Source organism: Pseudomonadota bacterium (assembly GCA_026388255.1).
Taxonomy (GTDB): domain Bacteria; phylum Desulfobacterota; class Syntrophorhabdia; order Syntrophorhabdales; family Syntrophorhabdaceae; genus JAPLKB01.
The window spans coordinates 1-16,477 of record JAPLKC010000090.1 but is presented as its reverse complement, the minus strand read 5'-3'; the positions used below and the strand labels follow the sequence as shown (position 1 = coordinate 16,477).

General features: G+C 41.5%; 16 protein-coding genes. 6 read left to right on the top strand and 10 right to left on the bottom strand.

Annotated features, from left to right (window positions below; genetic code table 11):
• Positions 1 to 122: 122 nt before the first annotated feature.
• Positions 123 to 1,325, bottom strand: a complete 1,203-nt coding sequence (locus tag NT178_13660) for a Xaa-Pro peptidase family protein (GenBank protein ID MCX5813572.1) — start codon at positions 1,323 to 1,325, stop codon at positions 123 to 125.
• Between the two features lie 197 nt (positions 1,326 to 1,522).
• Here NT178_13660 and NT178_13655 point away from each other — a divergent pair, with 197 nt between their 5' ends.
• The 5 genes from NT178_13655 to rpsT all read left to right on the top strand — a co-directional run bounded on the left by NT178_13655 (position 1,523) and on the right by rpsT (position 4,541).
• Positions 1,523 to 2,275: a site-2 protease family protein gene (locus NT178_13655; GenBank protein ID MCX5813571.1), complete on the top strand. Its 753-nt coding sequence runs from the start codon at positions 1,523 to 1,525 to the stop codon at positions 2,273 to 2,275.
• A 121-nt stretch (positions 2,276 to 2,396) separates the two neighbouring features.
• Positions 2,397 to 2,552: a hypothetical protein gene (locus NT178_13650; GenBank protein ID MCX5813570.1), complete on the top strand. Its 156-nt coding sequence runs from the start codon at positions 2,397 to 2,399 to the stop codon at positions 2,550 to 2,552.
• Between the two features lie 9 nt (positions 2,553 to 2,561).
• A complete protein-coding gene (locus NT178_13645; protein MCX5813569.1) occupies positions 2,562 to 3,305 on the top strand; it encodes an alpha/beta fold hydrolase in 744 nt (247 codons plus the stop codon).
• 277 nt (positions 3,306 to 3,582) lie between these two features.
• Positions 3,583 to 3,867 carry a PxxKW family cysteine-rich protein gene (locus NT178_13640; GenBank protein MCX5813568.1) on the top strand — a complete coding sequence of 95 codons (285 nt, stop codon included), beginning with the start codon at positions 3,583 to 3,585 and terminating at the stop codon, positions 3,865 to 3,867.
• A gap of 398 nt (positions 3,868 to 4,265) precedes the next feature.
• Entirely contained in the window at positions 4,266 to 4,541 is a 276-nt protein-coding gene (rpsT, locus tag NT178_13635; GenBank protein MCX5813567.1) for a 30S ribosomal protein S20, read from the top strand.
• Here the strand turns inward: rpsT and lptE are convergent, their stop codons facing one another.
• From lptE to NT178_13590, 9 genes are all read right to left on the bottom strand, one after another.
• Positions 4,542 to 4,979: an LPS assembly lipoprotein LptE gene (gene lptE / locus NT178_13630; protein MCX5813566.1), complete on the bottom strand. Its 438-nt coding sequence runs from the start codon at positions 4,977 to 4,979 to the stop codon at positions 4,542 to 4,544.
• Between the two features lie 110 nt (positions 4,980 to 5,089).
• Complete coding sequence (gene leuS / locus NT178_13625; protein ID MCX5813565.1) at positions 5,090 to 7,564, bottom strand: leucine--tRNA ligase; 2,475 nt, start codon at positions 7,562 to 7,564, stop codon at positions 5,090 to 5,092.
• A gap of 163 nt (positions 7,565 to 7,727) precedes the next feature.
• Positions 7,728 to 8,927 (bottom strand): argininosuccinate synthase, encoded by a 1,200-nt coding sequence (locus NT178_13620; GenBank protein ID MCX5813564.1) that lies wholly within the window; start codon positions 8,925 to 8,927, stop codon positions 7,728 to 7,730.
• Between the two features lie 130 nt (positions 8,928 to 9,057).
• Positions 9,058 to 10,005: an ornithine carbamoyltransferase gene (argF, locus tag NT178_13615; protein ID MCX5813563.1), complete on the bottom strand. Its 948-nt coding sequence runs from the start codon at positions 10,003 to 10,005 to the stop codon at positions 9,058 to 9,060.
• Positions 10,006 to 10,018: 13 nt separating this feature from the next.
• Positions 10,019 to 11,218, bottom strand: coding sequence for an aspartate aminotransferase family protein (locus NT178_13610; GenBank protein MCX5813562.1), 1,200 nt, complete (start codon positions 11,216 to 11,218; stop codon positions 10,019 to 10,021).
• A gap of 1 nt (position 11,219) precedes the next feature.
• Complete coding sequence (gene argB, locus NT178_13605) at positions 11,220 to 12,062, bottom strand: acetylglutamate kinase (GenBank protein MCX5813561.1); 843 nt, start codon at positions 12,060 to 12,062, stop codon at positions 11,220 to 11,222.
• Positions 12,063 to 12,237: 175 nt separating this feature from the next.
• On the bottom strand, positions 12,238 to 13,572 hold the full coding sequence (gene hslU, locus NT178_13600; GenBank protein ID MCX5813560.1) for an ATP-dependent protease ATPase subunit HslU: 1,335 nt from the start codon (positions 13,570 to 13,572) through the stop codon (positions 12,238 to 12,240).
• The gene (gene hslV / locus NT178_13595; GenBank protein MCX5813559.1) at positions 13,573 to 14,097 is read right to left on the bottom strand and encodes an ATP-dependent protease subunit HslV; all 525 of its coding nucleotides are present in this window, start codon (positions 14,095 to 14,097) and stop codon (positions 13,573 to 13,575) included.
• Positions 14,098 to 14,101: 4 nt separating this feature from the next.
• The gene (locus NT178_13590) at positions 14,102 to 14,989 is read right to left on the bottom strand and encodes a tyrosine-type recombinase/integrase (protein MCX5813558.1); all 888 of its coding nucleotides are present in this window, start codon (positions 14,987 to 14,989) and stop codon (positions 14,102 to 14,104) included.
• A 431-nt stretch (positions 14,990 to 15,420) separates the two neighbouring features.
• Between NT178_13590 and NT178_13585 the strand changes: the two genes are divergently transcribed.
• Entirely contained in the window at positions 15,421 to 16,200 is a 780-nt protein-coding gene (locus NT178_13585) for an enoyl-CoA hydratase-related protein (protein ID MCX5813557.1), read from the top strand.
• Positions 16,201 to 16,477 lie beyond the last annotated feature (277 nt).

Sequence of the window (16,477 nt, the reverse complement as noted above, 5' to 3'; positions counted from 1 at the left end):
CCCCCCTTTTTGCAATTTTTTTTTGCATTGGCTAAAAGACTTTTTTTATAAATAACAATTGTTAATTAAAAATTTAACGTTAAGCTTGACGGTTTCGCTTGAGTTGCATACGTGTTTTCACCCTACACGTAAACAATATCTATTGAATCTCCCGTTACCCGCTCAAAACAATGCTGCCTGACAATAAAATCAACTTCTACCCCTATTGCCCCCTCACCTGGAATGATAAATTTTGGCTCAAAGGCAAACACCATCCCCTCTTTAAGTACACGGCTATGTCTTGCTGTAATAACAGGCAATTCATTGATTTCAAGACCTAAGCCGTGGCCGATAAAGGAAACCTGTCCTTCTCCATGCCCCATAAAATAATCCTGCAAGTGTGCTTTTTTTACCAGGCGATATGCCCGTGAAAATATCTCGGTGCATTCAACCCCTTCCCTGCCCCAGGCTTCCGTATCTTCTATTATTGCCCGGGTAGTCTCGTAAGGCTTCTTAAAAAGTTCCTTAAGTTTCCCTACTACAAAAGTCCTTGTTTCATCAGTAATGTAACCGTTATACCCTCCGCCATAATCGATTGTGACAGGGATTCCCCTCTCCACCTTTTTAAATGACGAGCCCTGCGGCACAGCTGGTGTCACCCCTGCTCCTGCAATGGGCACATCTGCATATGTAGCAACTGCGCCGGTAAATCCTGATTGTGCTGTAAGCGTCATCATCTCCTGGTTGACCCCGCGCATCCGGAGGAATCCCTGATGTCCGAGCTTCCTACCTTCAGCAACCAGCATAGCATCGATATCAAGTTCAGTAACCCCTTCACGGACAACATCTTTTGCCGACTTGAAAACATAGGACAGCATCCTACCGGACATCTTTATCTGCTCAATCTCAAATGGGCTCTTTACAATTCTCAGTTCCCTGATAAGAGGCATCACATCTGCATGACGACCAAAACCAATTCCCCTCTTCATTCTTTCAAAAGTAGCTACCGGCAGCACATCCAGTTCCAAACCTGCCGTACCCTTTAAAAACCCCTTATTACCAAGTATCTCCCAGATTTCCTTATCATTCTTTACATGCATAAAGTCAAGGGATGTTTCCATCTTTGCCCTTTCCGCACTTTGCTCAATGAAAAACAAGGGCTCCCGGTCTACAGGTACGACAAGAATGCCCTTTTGCATGGTACCTGTAAAATAGAATCTATCCACATTCTCCCAAATCAGGGCAAAACCCATCTTGGCTTCTGCCATAAGGCTTTTCAGACCGTCGATTCTGTTCAGCAGATCCTGCTTAGGAACCTTTTCAAATGCTCCAATTTGTTCTAACATTCTTAATTTGTCCTCCTTGCCATATCTTACCAGAATGCCGGGACTGATAGGCATTTTTTTTGATTGACCTATCGTGTACTGATCTCGTCCGGATACATATGAGATTTTCAATTACAATATAGAGGGGATAATATCCTATTGTAAAAAAATCCTGTTCTGATATATAGTTGTATAAAAAATTATGGGGGTTTAAACCATTGATAGTTTCAATCATCGCATTCGCCGTCGTATTTTCATCAGTCGTGCTTATTCATGAATTCGGTCATTTTATCGCTGCAAGGATAGCCGGGGTCAAGGTTTATGAGTTTTCAGTAGGCTTCCCTTTCAGTCCACGATTGATTACGCTTTTCCGTCACAAAGAAACAGAATTTACCTTGCGCCTACTTCCTCTCGGTGGATTTGTAAGTTTTTCAAAGGATGGCGATGATGAAGCCAAGGAATTGATGGACACCTCGTTTTTGAGTCGGACACTAATTTTTTCGGCAGGGTCATTATGTAATATCGCCTTTGCATGTATCATTTTTATTCCTGTTTTTATAATGGGCAAAAACCTTTCTTTTTTAGATGCCCTTTTACTAAGCACTAAAACTGTTTATGAAATACTATCGGGAACCATCCTCTTTATTCTGAACATCCTTTCCGGAAACGGTACAATGGAAGGATTATCAGGACCTGTAGGCATAGCCGCCATGGCAGGTAAAGCTGCAACCAAAGGGGCACTGTCTCTCTTATTTTTCACTGGGGCATTAAGCATGAGTCTTGGCGTGATGAATCTTTTTCCCTTCCCGGCCCTGGATGGAGGTCAGTTGTTCCTCCTCTTCGTTGAATCCATTATAAAAAAACCTCTGGCGCCAAAAATATATCAAATGGCCAATTTAATTGGTATAACATTGTTTATTATTCTCACTATGTTCGTGACATATAAGGACATTGTTAAACTGATAACATGAGAAGCTTGCTGGACGTAAGGTCGGATAAATCAAATATTTGATAAGAAATGATGAATAATGGTTTTTACACATATCAATTTTTGTACTCAAGTCCGTAGTGATATATTTTGGAATTGCCTTTATGCTGATTTTAAGTGGAAAGGCTGAAAAGTCAACTCCTGACAAAGGCAGTATGGCTTTCAAAGAGTTTTACATTGACTATACAAAACTGCCGCAACTGAAAACATTCACTGCAAGAGAGGGCAAACAATTAGCTTACCGGTATTATTCGGCTTAATCCAATGAGGTGACAATTCTGTTACATGGCTCAGGCTGGCATAGCCGGTATTTCCTGCCTTTAGCCGGGTTTATCAGCTCTGAAGGATTATCGCAGGTTTATACCCCGGATTTACGGGGACATGGGCATTCTCCTGAAAGACGTGGCGACGTAGACTATATTGGCCAGTTGGAAGATGATCTATTAGACTTTATTGCCATGATCCCAAAGGATAACCCGAAGGCAATGCTTATTTTGGGTGGCCACTCGTCCGTAGGAGGACTGGCTGTACGTTTTGCAGGCAGCAAATACGGGCATGCCTATTTGCTTCTGTCCCCCTATCTCCAATACAATGCACCTACCGTACGTCACAACTCCGGGGGGTGGGCTCGTCCTTATACAAAGCGCATCATTGGGCTGATCATGCTCAATAATGTTGGGATTCGCCTGTTTAATTATCTGAACGTTATGGACTTCAACATGCCCAAAGAAGTGCGTGATGGGACAGAAACCCTTTCATACTCTTACAGACTAAATACTTCATATGCACCTCGTAACTATAAGAAAGACCTTAGCGCCATAAAACAACCCTTGTTAGTTATCGTCGGTACAGAAGATGAAGCCTTTTCTGCCGGGCAATTTGAGCCGGTTGTTTCTAAATATACAAAAGGGCAGGTAAAACTATTGGATGGAGTAAAACATTTAAATCTTGTTGTTAGCACTGAAGTACTGCTTGTTATAAAGGAATGGCTGGAAGGTCTTGGCACACAATAACTTTTTGTGCATTTCCTATCAATTCAGCGGTCAGCTATCGGCTTCCGCAGACTTTTTGGGGTCTGGGTGCATACAGTAATCATCGTTGATAAAATTCCCTTTTATTTTTCGCAATGTTTAAACCTTGTAAGTAGGGGAGCAGGGGCAGGAAAGATTGTTCACACCTTGAAAAATAGCTTACCGAGAATTGCTGGTTAATCAAGTTTGATATTGACAATTGCGCTAAAATGTAGTTAATTTACACGTTTTTTCAATATTAAAAGGAGGTGATGCTGTTATGCAATGCCAAACAGTAAAACAAGGTCTTGAGTGTCTTTTCATGAAAAAAAATGGATGTTCCTATAATGGCGGTACATGCTACGCAATCGTTGAAAATTGTGAGGGATGTTCAAAAGTGATGGAGTTAGCAACCGGTAAATATTGTATTAGCTTTCCTTACCCGGCTCAAAAATGGCAAAACGGTTCCTGCCCTATGTCATCGCATGTAAAAAAGGGACAGAAAGTAGAAGAGCAAAAGATCAACCCACTGAAAGCATCAAAGAGAAGTGCCGGAAAAAAATAAGGTTTATTAAATTAACGAGCCTGCCGCTCTAAATTTATTAAAATTTATAGTGCCTGCAATTTTTTGAGAATGGACTTACTTTTTTTGCGACCTCGGTTAAAATTAAGTTAGTGGTTCGCAGTTGATGGTTCACGGTTTTTTGAAATTATATTAACTATGATCTATAATCCATAAACTGTCAAATGTGAGCCTATTTTACATTTGACTTCCTGCAGGCATCAATGGTAAAAGATTCCTATGCTTTGCTGTACGAAGACTTTCCAAGTAGCTCACACAATGAGATAGAAGGAGAGGCGGGGTACCCACGATAGTGGGTCGTGCTTTGGCGGTGGAGGGGGCGGCTTGGACACCCGAGCGCTGGTTTTCAAGTAATTGTAAAAATTAAATGGAGGTAGATTTTGAAGAAGAACAAATCAGCAATTAAAAGAGCCAGGCAGTCTGAAGAAAAAAGGCTTAGGAACTCTCATGTTAAGTCAACAATGAAGACACATATTAAAAAAGTTATGGTTGCAATGGAAAACAAAGCAGTAGAAAATCTTGGCAACCTTTTTAAATCTGCCATATCTTATATAAATAAAGCCACATCAAAAGGCGTTATACATAAAAATAATGCTTCAAGAAAGGTATCAAGACTTACGAAAAAGATTAACAGCCTTTCTCAGCCAAAAGGATAATTAATAATCTATCAATGCAATTGAACTGAATTTCCTTGCCATTCTTCCTGACATCCTTCTCAAGGCTTCTCTTTTATTGTAATCTTCGCTACTTACATCATTAACACTATATATCTCGGTTTCCGACAGTGTCCATTTCTTAATAAAAGCACCGGTTTTATTGAAGAGAGAGAGATCAACCGTCATATCAACACTCTTCTCAACAACAATACCTTGAGCATTCATAGCAGAAGGGATTATCCTGATTTTATTTATACTTCCTTGAATGTACCCGTCAGAGCCTTCTTTATTCAACTTGAAAAGGCCTGTGGCAACAAGCTCCTTTGCAAATGCATCGGTAACATAGCCGGAAGCATGTGGCTCGTAGGTCTTATTCTTGAATAGCGGAATATAAATAGACGATATTTCGCCTCCGAATATTCCCTTTTCCTTAACCATCTGATATCCACAACAAGAAAGCATTAACACAATAAATAAAATTAAATATGCTCTACATGGAAAAGATTTTTCAATTTTCATCACTATCCACCATCCACTTTTTATTATATTTATTCACACACCACATTCACAAGCTTATTTGGAACAACAATGATCTTTTTAATTTCCTTCCCCTCAATCTGCTTTGCTATCTTATCAAGTGAACGGACAACCCTTTTGAGTGCATCGGCGTCAATATCCCTTTCCACCTCACAGGTATCCCTCAGTTTCCCGTTTACCTGGACGGCAATGACAACCTTATCTTCTATAGTATATTCATTTTTGTATTGAGGCCAATTATCTGCCGTAACACGTATATCTTTCCCTAACATCTCCAACAATTCTTCAGCAATATGAGGTACAAAAGGTAAAAGCAATGTTAGTAAGGTTTCAACAGCGCCCTTTACAAGTCTTAGTTCCTCATTGTTTCTTCCTTTTTCGACAAATCTGTGCATTGCGTTCACAAGCTCCATAATACTTGCAATTGCCGTATTAAGATGAAACCGCTCAATATCCTCTGTCACCTTTTTGATCGTTTTATGAATCCTGAAAGTGAGCTGTGCAGCGTCAACACCGCCTGTTTTCAATTCAAAGACAGCTTCTATGCCTTTCAATTCATCCAGCCTATCCACAACAAGCCTCCATACTCTATGGAGGAATCTGCTGGAGCCCTCTACCCCTTTATCGCTCCACTCAAGGTCTTTTTCAGGCGGTGAGGCAAAGAGACAGCAGAGTCTCGTCGTATCAGCACCATACTTTTCAATTAAATAATCGGGGTCAACAACGTTTCCCTTTGATTTACTCATCTTTGCCCCGTCTTTTATAACCATGCCCTGGGTAAGGAGATTTTCAAAGGGCTCCCTGACACCTACCAGTCCGAGTTCATTCAATACTCTGTTGAAAAATCTCGAATAGAGCAGATGAAGGACTGCATGTTCCACGCCGCCGATATACTGGTCCACAGGCATCCAGTAATCCACCCTTTTTCTATCTAGAGGTCCTGCATTATAGTCTGCGCATGCATATTTCAGAAAATACCATGAAGACTCAACAAAGGTGTCCATAGTGTCCGTCTCTCTTCTCGCCTTTCCTCCGCATATCGGGCATTCCGTTTCATAGAATTCAGCACAATCAGCGAGAGGTGATTTTCCCACTACCTTTATCTCGAGATTGAGCGGAAGAGTTACAGGCAAGTCTTCGCAACGAACAGGTACAGTTCCGCATTGGTCACAATAAATAATAGGTATCGGTGTGCCCCAATACCTTTGTCGTGAAATACCCCAATCTCTCAGGCGGTAGTTTATCTTCCCCTTGCCGATATTTTTCTCTTCAATATATCTTATGATTTTCGGGATGGCCTCTCTGTTATTCATACCATTAAAAATATCGGAGTTTGTCATCGCCCCGTCGCCTTCATAGGCTTCATGCATTGTTTCACCGTTGGGTAATACACTCGGCGACATTATTGTAACAATAACGGGCAGGTTAAAGGTTTTGGCGAATTCAAAATCCCTCTGGTCATGGGCAGGGACCGACATTATTGCGCCGGTACCATATTCCATTAACACAAAATTCCCTATATATACAGGTATCTTATTGCCATTCAACGGGTTTATGGCATATTTTCCGGTAAAAACACCCTCTTTTTTAACATCAGATTCTGTTCTGAAGCTCCTGTCCTGCGTTTTTGTTTTTTCTATGAAGGCAAGAGCTTCCTTTTCATAGGGGGTTCCCTGGGCAAATTTTGAAGAAAGAGGATGCTCAGGAGCAAGGACCATAAAGGTCACACCGTAAAGTGTATCAGGTCTCGTGGTAAAAATCTTTAAAGGCGTGCCGTCTTCCATTTCAAAATCAACTTCCACACCATAGCTCTTCCCTATCCAGTTTTTCTGCATACTGAGAACTCTTTCCGGCCAGCCGGGAAGTTTATCGCAAAATTCAATGAGTTCGTCGGCATATTTTGTAATCGCAAAAAACCACTGAGTAAGTTCTTTCTGAATAACCGCTTCCCCGCATCTCCAGCACAGACCTCCTTCCACCTGCTCGTTAGCTAACACAGTCTGACATTCCACACAATAGTTCACCGGCGAGCTTTTTCTATAAACAAGTCCTTTTTCATACATCTTAAGGAACATCCATTGTTCCCATCTATAATACTCAACATCACAGGTTGCAATCTCTCTCGCCCAGTCATAGCCGAATCCCAGTCTTTTCAACTGTTTTCTCATATATGCTATATTTTCATGTGTCCATACTGCCGGTTGGACACTGTGCTGAATGGCAGCATTTTCGGCAGGCATACCGAAGGCATCCCAACCCATAGGGTGCAACACGTTGTACCCCTTCATCCTCTTGTAACGGGCAATAACATCTCCTATTGAATAATTCCTTACATGTCCCATATGTATTTTCCCTGACGGGTAAGGGAACATTTCAAGGAGATAATATTTTTCCTTATCCTGATCCTCGTATACGTGAAATAGGTTACTCTCTTCCCAGATTTGCTGCCTCTTTTCTTCAATTGTATGCGGTTTATAGTCTGCCATTATGAACCCCTGTCAAAATCAGTCGTTAGTGAATAGCGAATAGCGTTTCACACCCCTTCGGGGCGATTTGTTAATGAGTAACTTTAAAATAGAGCTAAGTTACTCAGAAGTCGTTAGTGGTTTTTACTATTCGCTATTCACTAACGACTATTCACTATCTTGATTACTTCTTCATCAATGCCCTGATGCGCAGCCTCAAAGCATTGAGCTTGATAAACCCTCCTGCGTCCTGCTGCTCATACACAGAATCCTTATCAAATGTGGCAAAATCCTGGGCATAGAGAGACTTCTCCGACTTCCTTCCCACAACGCTACAGTTGCCTTTGTAGAGCCTTAGTCTTACCGTACCGTCAACCCCCTTCTGTGTTTCATCAACAAAGGCCTTAATGGCATTCATTTCAGGGGAGTACCAGAAGCCATAATATATGAGTTCAGCAATTTTTGGTATCAGGCCGTCTCTGATATGCATTACTTCCCTGTCCATAGTAATAGTTTCCATACCCCTGTGAGCAGCATGGAGAATTGTGCATCCCGGCGTCTCGTAGACACCCCTTGATTTCATACCGACAAACCTGTTCTCCACTATATCAACTCTGCCGATCCCGTTTGCTCCGCCAATCTTATTTAAATGGGCAATAAGCTTATACGGTGTCATGACCTGACCATCCACGCCTATCGGTATACCGTTTTCAAACATTATCTCTATATAAGTCGGTTTGTCCGGCGCCCTCTCAGGAGAGACCGTAGTAAGGAACATACTTTCATCAGGCTCATTCCATGTATCCTCAAGAATACCACCTTCATAGCTGATATGCATAAGATTCCGGTCCATGCTGTAAGGTTTCTCTTTACTGACAGGTATATCAATGCCATGCTTCTGTGCATAGTCAATCAGGTCTCCTCTTGACTTAAAATTCCATTCTCTCCATGGAGCAATGATTTTGATATTCGGCTCAAGAGCATAGAAGGTGAGTTCAAACCTCACCTGATCATTTCCCTTGCCTGTGGAACCGTGCGATACAGCATCAGCATTTTCCATCCGTGCAATCTCAATGTGCCTCTTTGCAATAAGCGGTCTTGCGATAGAAGTACCCATCAGGTAATTACCTTCATATACAGCATTTGCCTTTATTGCAAAGAATATAAAGTCCCTTGCAAACTCTTCCCTTAAATCCTCTATATAAATCTTCGAAGCACCGGTCTTCAACGCCTTTTCTTCCAGTCCCTGCAATTCCTCTTCCTGGCCCACATCTGCTGCATATGCAACAACCTCGCATCCATATTGCTCAATCAACCATTTTACTATCACTGATGTATCAAGACCACCCGAATAGGCCAATACTACTTTTTTTATATTATCCATTTTTTACCCTCCAATAATTCAATTGTGAATTTTAGATTTTGAATTTTGAAATACAGCACATTAAAAATATTTAAGGGTTTAAAAGATTTTACTTTAAAATCCACAATTCAAAATTCAAAATAATATTTTTTCAGCGCCCGGGAATGAGCCACTCCAATAGTGCTTTCTGCACATGCAGTCTGTTTTCTGCCTGTGTAAATATAGTCCCCTGAAACCTCTCAAATACACTCTCTGAAATCTCCTGATTCCTGTATACAGGCAGGCAATGCATGACAATCACGTCTTCCCTTGCCCTCTTCAAAAGTTCGTTATCAATCTTATATAGTGCAAAAGCCTTTTTTCTTTCCTTCTTCTCCTTCTCCTGTCCCATACTCACCCATACATCGGTGTTGATTACATCCGCATCTTTAACTACTTCACAGGGGTCATCGGTATATACAAATCTTTTGTTCTCTTTCGCCTTTCTAAGCAGGCTTTCTTCAGGCCGGTAATCTTTCGGGGTTGCTATAGAAAAGTTCAACCCGAAAAGGATGGAAGCTTCTATCCATGAATTGGCTACGTTGTTTCCATCGCCGATATATACAATTTTCGTATCATTCAAACTCCCTTTATATTCGATAATGGTATAAAGATCGGAAAGTATCTGACAAGGGTGATACATATCGGAAAGACCGTTGATCACCGGGACATCGGCCCATTGCGAAAGCTCCTCGACAATCTTTTGCGAGTATGTCCTTATCATTATGGCGTCAATATACCGGCTCAAGACTCTTGCCGTATCTTTTACCGGCTCTCCCCTTCCCAACTGTGTTTCACTTGCATTCATAACAATCGCATAACCGCCAAGCTCACGAATACCGACTTCAAATGAAACCCTGGTCCTGGTAGAAACCTTCTCAAATATCATGGCAAGGCCTTTATCTTTAAGCGGTTTATGTTCGATGCTATTTTTCTTCAGCTTCTTCAGCATACCTGTCCTCTCAATAAGGTACAGGGCCTCATCGCGGCTTATATCAAGCAGCTTTGTAAAATCTCTTTTTAATACCTCTTTACTTTCCTGTTTTATTCTCATGTTCATACCACTCACAACTTTAGTTTTTTTTCGACCATTTTTCAAATATCCTGTCTGCTATCTCCAGAAAAATATCCACTTCTTCGTTTCTGATAATCAACGGCGGCAGCAGCCTCAAAATATTCCCCTTTGTACAGTTTATCATGACTCCTTCTTTCATGAATTCCTTCAATACCTCATCTCCGTTTATTGAGAGTTCAATACCCCAGATCAACCCTATCCCTCGTACATCAGTAATAAAGGGATATGCTTTTTTTAAAGATAAAAGCCCCTTATGTAAATACCTGCCCACATTTTCACAATTCTTTATAACACCTTCGTATACAAGTGTGTTCAGCGTTGCAACAACGGCAGATGCTGCAAGGGGATTTCCTCCGAAAGTAGACGCATGTGTCCCGGGCACAAAAGCCTCCATAACAGGATCTTTTGCAACCATTGCACCTACCGGGAATCCATTTCCTAAAGCCTTTGCAAGAGTCATTATATCGGGCTCTATGTCGTAATGTTCATAGGCAAAAAACTTTCCTGTCCTGCCTATTCCTGTCTGCACTTCATCAACAATTAGGAGTACATCCTTTTCTTTTGTGATCTCACTTAAGGCCTTTATATACTTTTGTCCGCCCAGGTAAACACCACCCTCAGCCTGAATAACTTCAACGATAATGGCACAGGTCTTTTCATTTATCGCTCTCTTAGCCACATTTATATCATTAAAGGTGATATAGGAAAAGCCCTCAAGGAGCGGTTCAAACCCTTCATGGAACTTTGTCTGCCCAGTTGCCGAAAGGGCGCCCAATGTCCTGCCGTGAAAAGAATTTTCCATGGCAATAATCTCATGCCTTCCCTTTCCATATTTCTTCCACGAGTACCTCCTTGCAAGTTTTATTGCAGCCTCGTTTGCCTCGGCGCCGCTGTTGCAGAAAAACACTTTATCGCCAAAAGAGTGTTGAACAAGTATTTCTGCTGCCTTAACCTGCGGCTCTATAAAAAAAAGGTTCGATATGTGAAACAACTTACCTGCCTGTAAGGTAAGTCCTTCCAATACATCCTTATGCACATGACCCAGGTTGCATACCGCAATGCCTGAGAGAAAATCAAGATATCTTCTCCCATTCATATCCCATATCCAACAACCTTCACCTTTTGTTATAACGATAGGAAACCTGTTATAGGTATTGGCAAGGTACTGCCTGCCTTTGTTAATTACTTCTTCCTGCATGCTATATGCCTCCTGTAATTTGAGTACCTATCCCTGAATCAGTGAAGACTTCGAGAAGAATTGCGTGGGGGATCTTTCCGTCAATAATATGCGTCCCCTTCACGCCGCCTTTCAGGGCGTTGATACAACAATCAACTTTGGGGATCATACCTCCTGAAACGGTTTTGTTCTTTATAAGAGTTTCCGTTTCTGTTTTGCTTAGCGTCGAAAGTAACTCTCCGTCTTTGTTTAGGACACCTTTTACGTCTGTCAGCAATATGAGCTTTTCGGCAGTCAATGCCTTTGCAATGCTGCCTGCAGCCGTATCGGCATTAATGTTGTAAGAATTTCCGTCAATCCCGTACGATATGGGCGCGATAACGGGAATATAGCCGTGTCTGCTTATGCTTTTAATAATGTCTACATTTACATCAACAATCTCCCCGACAAAACCGATATCTTTCCCTTCAACTTTTTTTGCCACAAGAAGTTTGCCGTCCTTGCCGGAAAGGCCGATTGCCCTACCTCCCATATCGTTAATATTTTTCACAATCTCCTTATTGATGTGGCCTGACAGTACCATCTCAACGACTTCAAGGGTCTTTTCGTCTGTTACGCGCAGTCCATCCACGAACTTCGTTGGTATTTTTAAGTCCTTCAGTAATCTTCCTATCTCGGGGCCTCCCCCGTGGACAATGACCGGATGGATCCCCACATATTTAAGGAGAACTACATCCCGGGCAAATTCCTTTTTCAAATCCTCTTCTTCCATAGCCGCCCCGCCATACTTAATAACAAACGTCGAACCTGAAAAGGTTTTAATGTAAGGCAATGCCTCCAGCAGCGTTTTAATTTTCTCGCTCATATTAACTCCGCTAATCGTATTACGTAAATCATTGTTCGTAAACGGTAAAATGTCGTCCGTTATCTGTTTTTCGTCCCGCGATCCCCGTTTCACGAATCGTGTTATACATCTTTTGCTACCCCTTATCCAGTTTGTTCTTCAACTCAACATTCATCACTGAAAATTCAAAACCTTTTTACAGTATATATCTGCTTAAGTCTTCTTTTTCCAGGAATTCTCCAAGCTTCTCTCTAACATATAGCTTTGTAATAGCGATCTTCTTTTCCTTCATGTCGGGCGCTGAATAGGATATATCTTCAAGCAGCTTCTCCATAACCGTATAAAGCCTCCGGGCCCCGATATTCTCCGTCATCTCATTGATCTTCTGAGCTATGTCCGTAATCTCTTCGATAGCCTCTTTTTCAAACTCAAGTTCAATATCCTCTGTTGCAAGAAGGGCACGGTACTGTTTGATAAGGGCATTGTCCGGTTCTGTGATAATCCTGAAAAAATCCTCTTTTGTAAGCGGGTCAAGGCCAACCCTGATAGGGAACCTGCCCTGGAGCTCCGGAATAAGATCGGAAGGCTTCGACATGTGGAACGCACCAGCAGCAATGAAGAGTATATGATCTGTTTTGACCATACCATACTTTGTTGTAACCGTAGTGCCTTCAATAATAGGCAGTATATCCCTTTGAACACCTTCCCGCGACACATCGGGACCATGTGTGTGGTCACGGCTTGCAATCTTATCAATCTCATCAAGGAATATAATACCCGACTGTTCAACCCTCTCAATTGCATCCTTTATAACTTTATCCATATCAATAAGTTTTTTTGATTCCTCCTGTGTAAGAACCTCATATGCATCTTTTACCCTTATCTTCCTTTTCTTCGTCTTCTTCGGGAGTATGTTCCCGAACAAATCCCGTATCTGCATATCCATCTCTTCCATTCCCGACGCAGAAAATATCTCAATCATAGGCAGCCCCCGCTCCGGCACATCCATCTCAACCAATTTTTCATTCAATTTACCGGAACGAAAGCGCGACCTCATCTTTTCCCTCGATGCATCTTCCTGTTCCTGTCCGTTCTGTATATCGGGCGACTTTTTTACCGTGGGCAGCAATATATCAAGTATCCTCTCCTCAGCCATACCTGCTGCCTTTTCTTTGACCAGTTCCTGTTCTTCCTTTTTAACCATATTTATAGAAAGTTCGGTTAAGTCCCGAATCATAGACTCCACATCTCTTCCCACATACCCTACTTCGGTAAACTTTGTCGCCTCTATTTTCAAAAAAGGGGCGCTTGCCAGTTTTGCAAGTCGTCTTGCAATTTCGGTCTTCCCCACACCTGTCGGTCCTATCATGATAATGTTTTTAGGAGCTACCTCGTCTCTGAGTTCATTGGGGATCATCTGCCTTCTCCACCTGTTTCGGAGGGCTATGGAAACAGCTTTTTTTGCTTTTTCCTGCCCTATGATATACCGATTCAATTCTTCCATTATTTCCCTTGGGGTCAATATCTCCATCTACAGCTCCTCTATAACAATTCTATCATTCGTATAAATACATATCTCCGAGGCAATAAGCATGGACTCTTTCACAATATCGGAAGCTGATAAATCGGTATATTTTATAAGGGCCTTTGCCGCTGCCTGGGCATAGGGACCGCCTGAGCCTATAGCTGCCACACCATCGTCCGGCTCAACAACATCGCCGTTTCCTGAAAGTATCAGGGTATGTTCGGCATCGGCAACTATCATAAGCGCCTGTAATTGTCTTAATGCTCTGTCCATTCTCCAGTCTTTCGCAAGCTCTACTGAAGCTCTTGTGATGTTTCCATTGTACTGCTCAAGCTTTTTCTCAAACCTCTCAAAAAGTGTAAAGGCATCAGCTGTTGCACCTGCAAAACCTGAAAGGCATTTGTCCTTGTATAGTTTTCTTACTTTCTTCGCAGTGTGCTTCACAACGGTCGTGTTCATTGTAACCTGTCCGTCCCCGCCAATAGCAACTTCCCCTTTATGTCTGATACACAAAATTGTTGTGGCTTCCATTTTTTTACCTTCTCGGATGTGATTTGTCGTATATCTCCATCAATTTGTCCAAAGAAACATGGGTATACTTTTGTGTTGTGGAAAGCTTTGAATGACCAAGCAATTCCTGGATACTCCGAAGATCTGCACCACTGTCAAGCATGTGCGTAGCAAAGGAGTGGCGAATTCCGTGAAGTGCAAGGTTTTTAAAAAGGTGCGCCTTGATCTGGTGTTTCTTCATAATCTTCAATAATCCCCTGTAAGACAACCTGCCCCCACGGATATTTATAAAAAGAGGGCCGGTTGCTGAATATCTCCCTACCCCTTTTATTAAGTTCAAATATTCATCAAGAACATTCTTTGCTTTTTCACCAAAAGGCAGAATCCTCTCTTTTCCTCCTTTGCCCCTCACTTTTACCCACATCCCCTCAAGGTGCAGATCATCCACGTTCACGCTCAGGGCTTCCTGTGCTCGCATGCCTGACGAATACATAAGCTCAAAGATTGCCCGGTTTCGTATGTTTAACAGCCCCTCTTTAGGAAGATAGTCAAGAAAGTGAAATATTTCGTCTATAGTATAAAATTTGGGCAGATGTTTCTCAACTTTCGGGCTCTTGATAACCAGCGCTGTGTTTTCATCTATAAAACCTTTTTTCTTCATAAACTTAAAAAACACCTTTATAGACGAAACCTTTCTCGACAGCGAAGACTTTTTCAACGCTTTATATATATTCACAATGTACGCCCGTATAGCATGATGATCCACTATATCGTTAGGGCTCTTTTCAACAAACTCTATGAAATCCTCTATATCACCCTTGTATGCCCTTTTTGTATTATATGACACACCCTTCTCAACGTCTAAATATTTATAAAATTCTTTGGCAACTGCTTTTAATACATTTTTATCCATGAACCTATTATTCTATAATTTTTTCACAAATAATCAAGTAAATTCCCCTTTCAGGCTTTTGGCCTTTCCTTGACGCGCAGTTGTCTTAATGCTTTCAATTGATAAGAACAAAAAGTTATAGGTAACATAAAAAGAGATGCCGTCCTAATTTTGTTTTTTCTTGAACCGGCAAATAAAATATGATATTAATCAATCTATAGTTAGTCAAATTATTGAATAACTATAGACTATATGGAATTTACAGTAATGTTGCTTAATTGGGAACAATATAATTGCATTGGAATTATTTATTGACAATAAATTGATGAGGGAGTAAGTTTAAAATCTAAATGTTTATTACCTCACATATCGCAAGGATGTGGTCAAAACAGGCTGCCCTGTTGAAAAAAGGGCATAATGCATAATTACAAAAAAAGTTAAAGGAGACCTCTATGGCATATGAGACATTATTAATCGAGAAAGAACAAGGGTTTGCGATAGTCAAGCTGAACAGACCGCCCGTCAACTCTTTGAATGTTCAAGCATATACAGATATTTACAATGCCTTTTGCGAACTTGAAAATGATGACTCAATAGGAGCCATTATCCTTACCGGCAGTGGTGAAAAAGCCTTCGCAGCAGGCTTGGATGTTAAAGAAGTAGCCGGAAAATCCATACCGGATTATTTCGTGTTTGCGAGGGTCTCCAGAAAATGTTTGGATAAGGTTGCCGACATTCATAAACCGACAATCGCTGCACTCTTTGGTTTTGCCTTCGGAGGCGGATGCGAGCTTGCCCTTGCCTGCGATCTGAGGATTGCTGCAAGCGATGCAAGTATAGGATGTCCTGAGGTAAACCTCGGCATCATACCGGGTTCGGGCGGCACACAGAGAATGCCAAGGCTGGTTGGAGTGGCAAAGACAAAAGAACTCCTCTTTATGGGTGATACGGTAAGCGGTGAAGAAGCATACCGTATCGGTTTGGTAAATAAGGTTGTGGCAAAAGAAGCAGTTTTGGAAGAGGCGAAGGCTTGGGCAAAAAAGCTTGCCTCAAAACCGAGGGTGGCAATGAGTATTCTGAAAAATGCCATCGATAAAGGGATGAATATGGATATCCAATCAGCAATCACTTACGAGAATGATTGCTTCATTATCACATATGTCTCTGAAGACGGGAGAGAAGGCTTTCAGGCTTTTGCAGAAAAAAGGAAACCGGTTTTTAAAGGCAAGTAAGAACGTATAATAAATAAGGATTGCATGCCATAAAATACTGTTATCTTACCCCCTGGTATGGTTTCTATTGCTGGAGTAAGTACATGTTTTGTAGAGTAATCGGCAGTGTAATCTTCGAGGAACATATGTTTTACAAATCTCTCGCAGTTCAAATCAATTAATCAGGAGGTAGTTACATGAAAACTTTTACAAAGGCGTACATACCCTACAATGGCTACTATTCAACACCATTCAGCCGCTGGCAGGGAAGCATGCAGAATGAAAATGCAATTGAGTT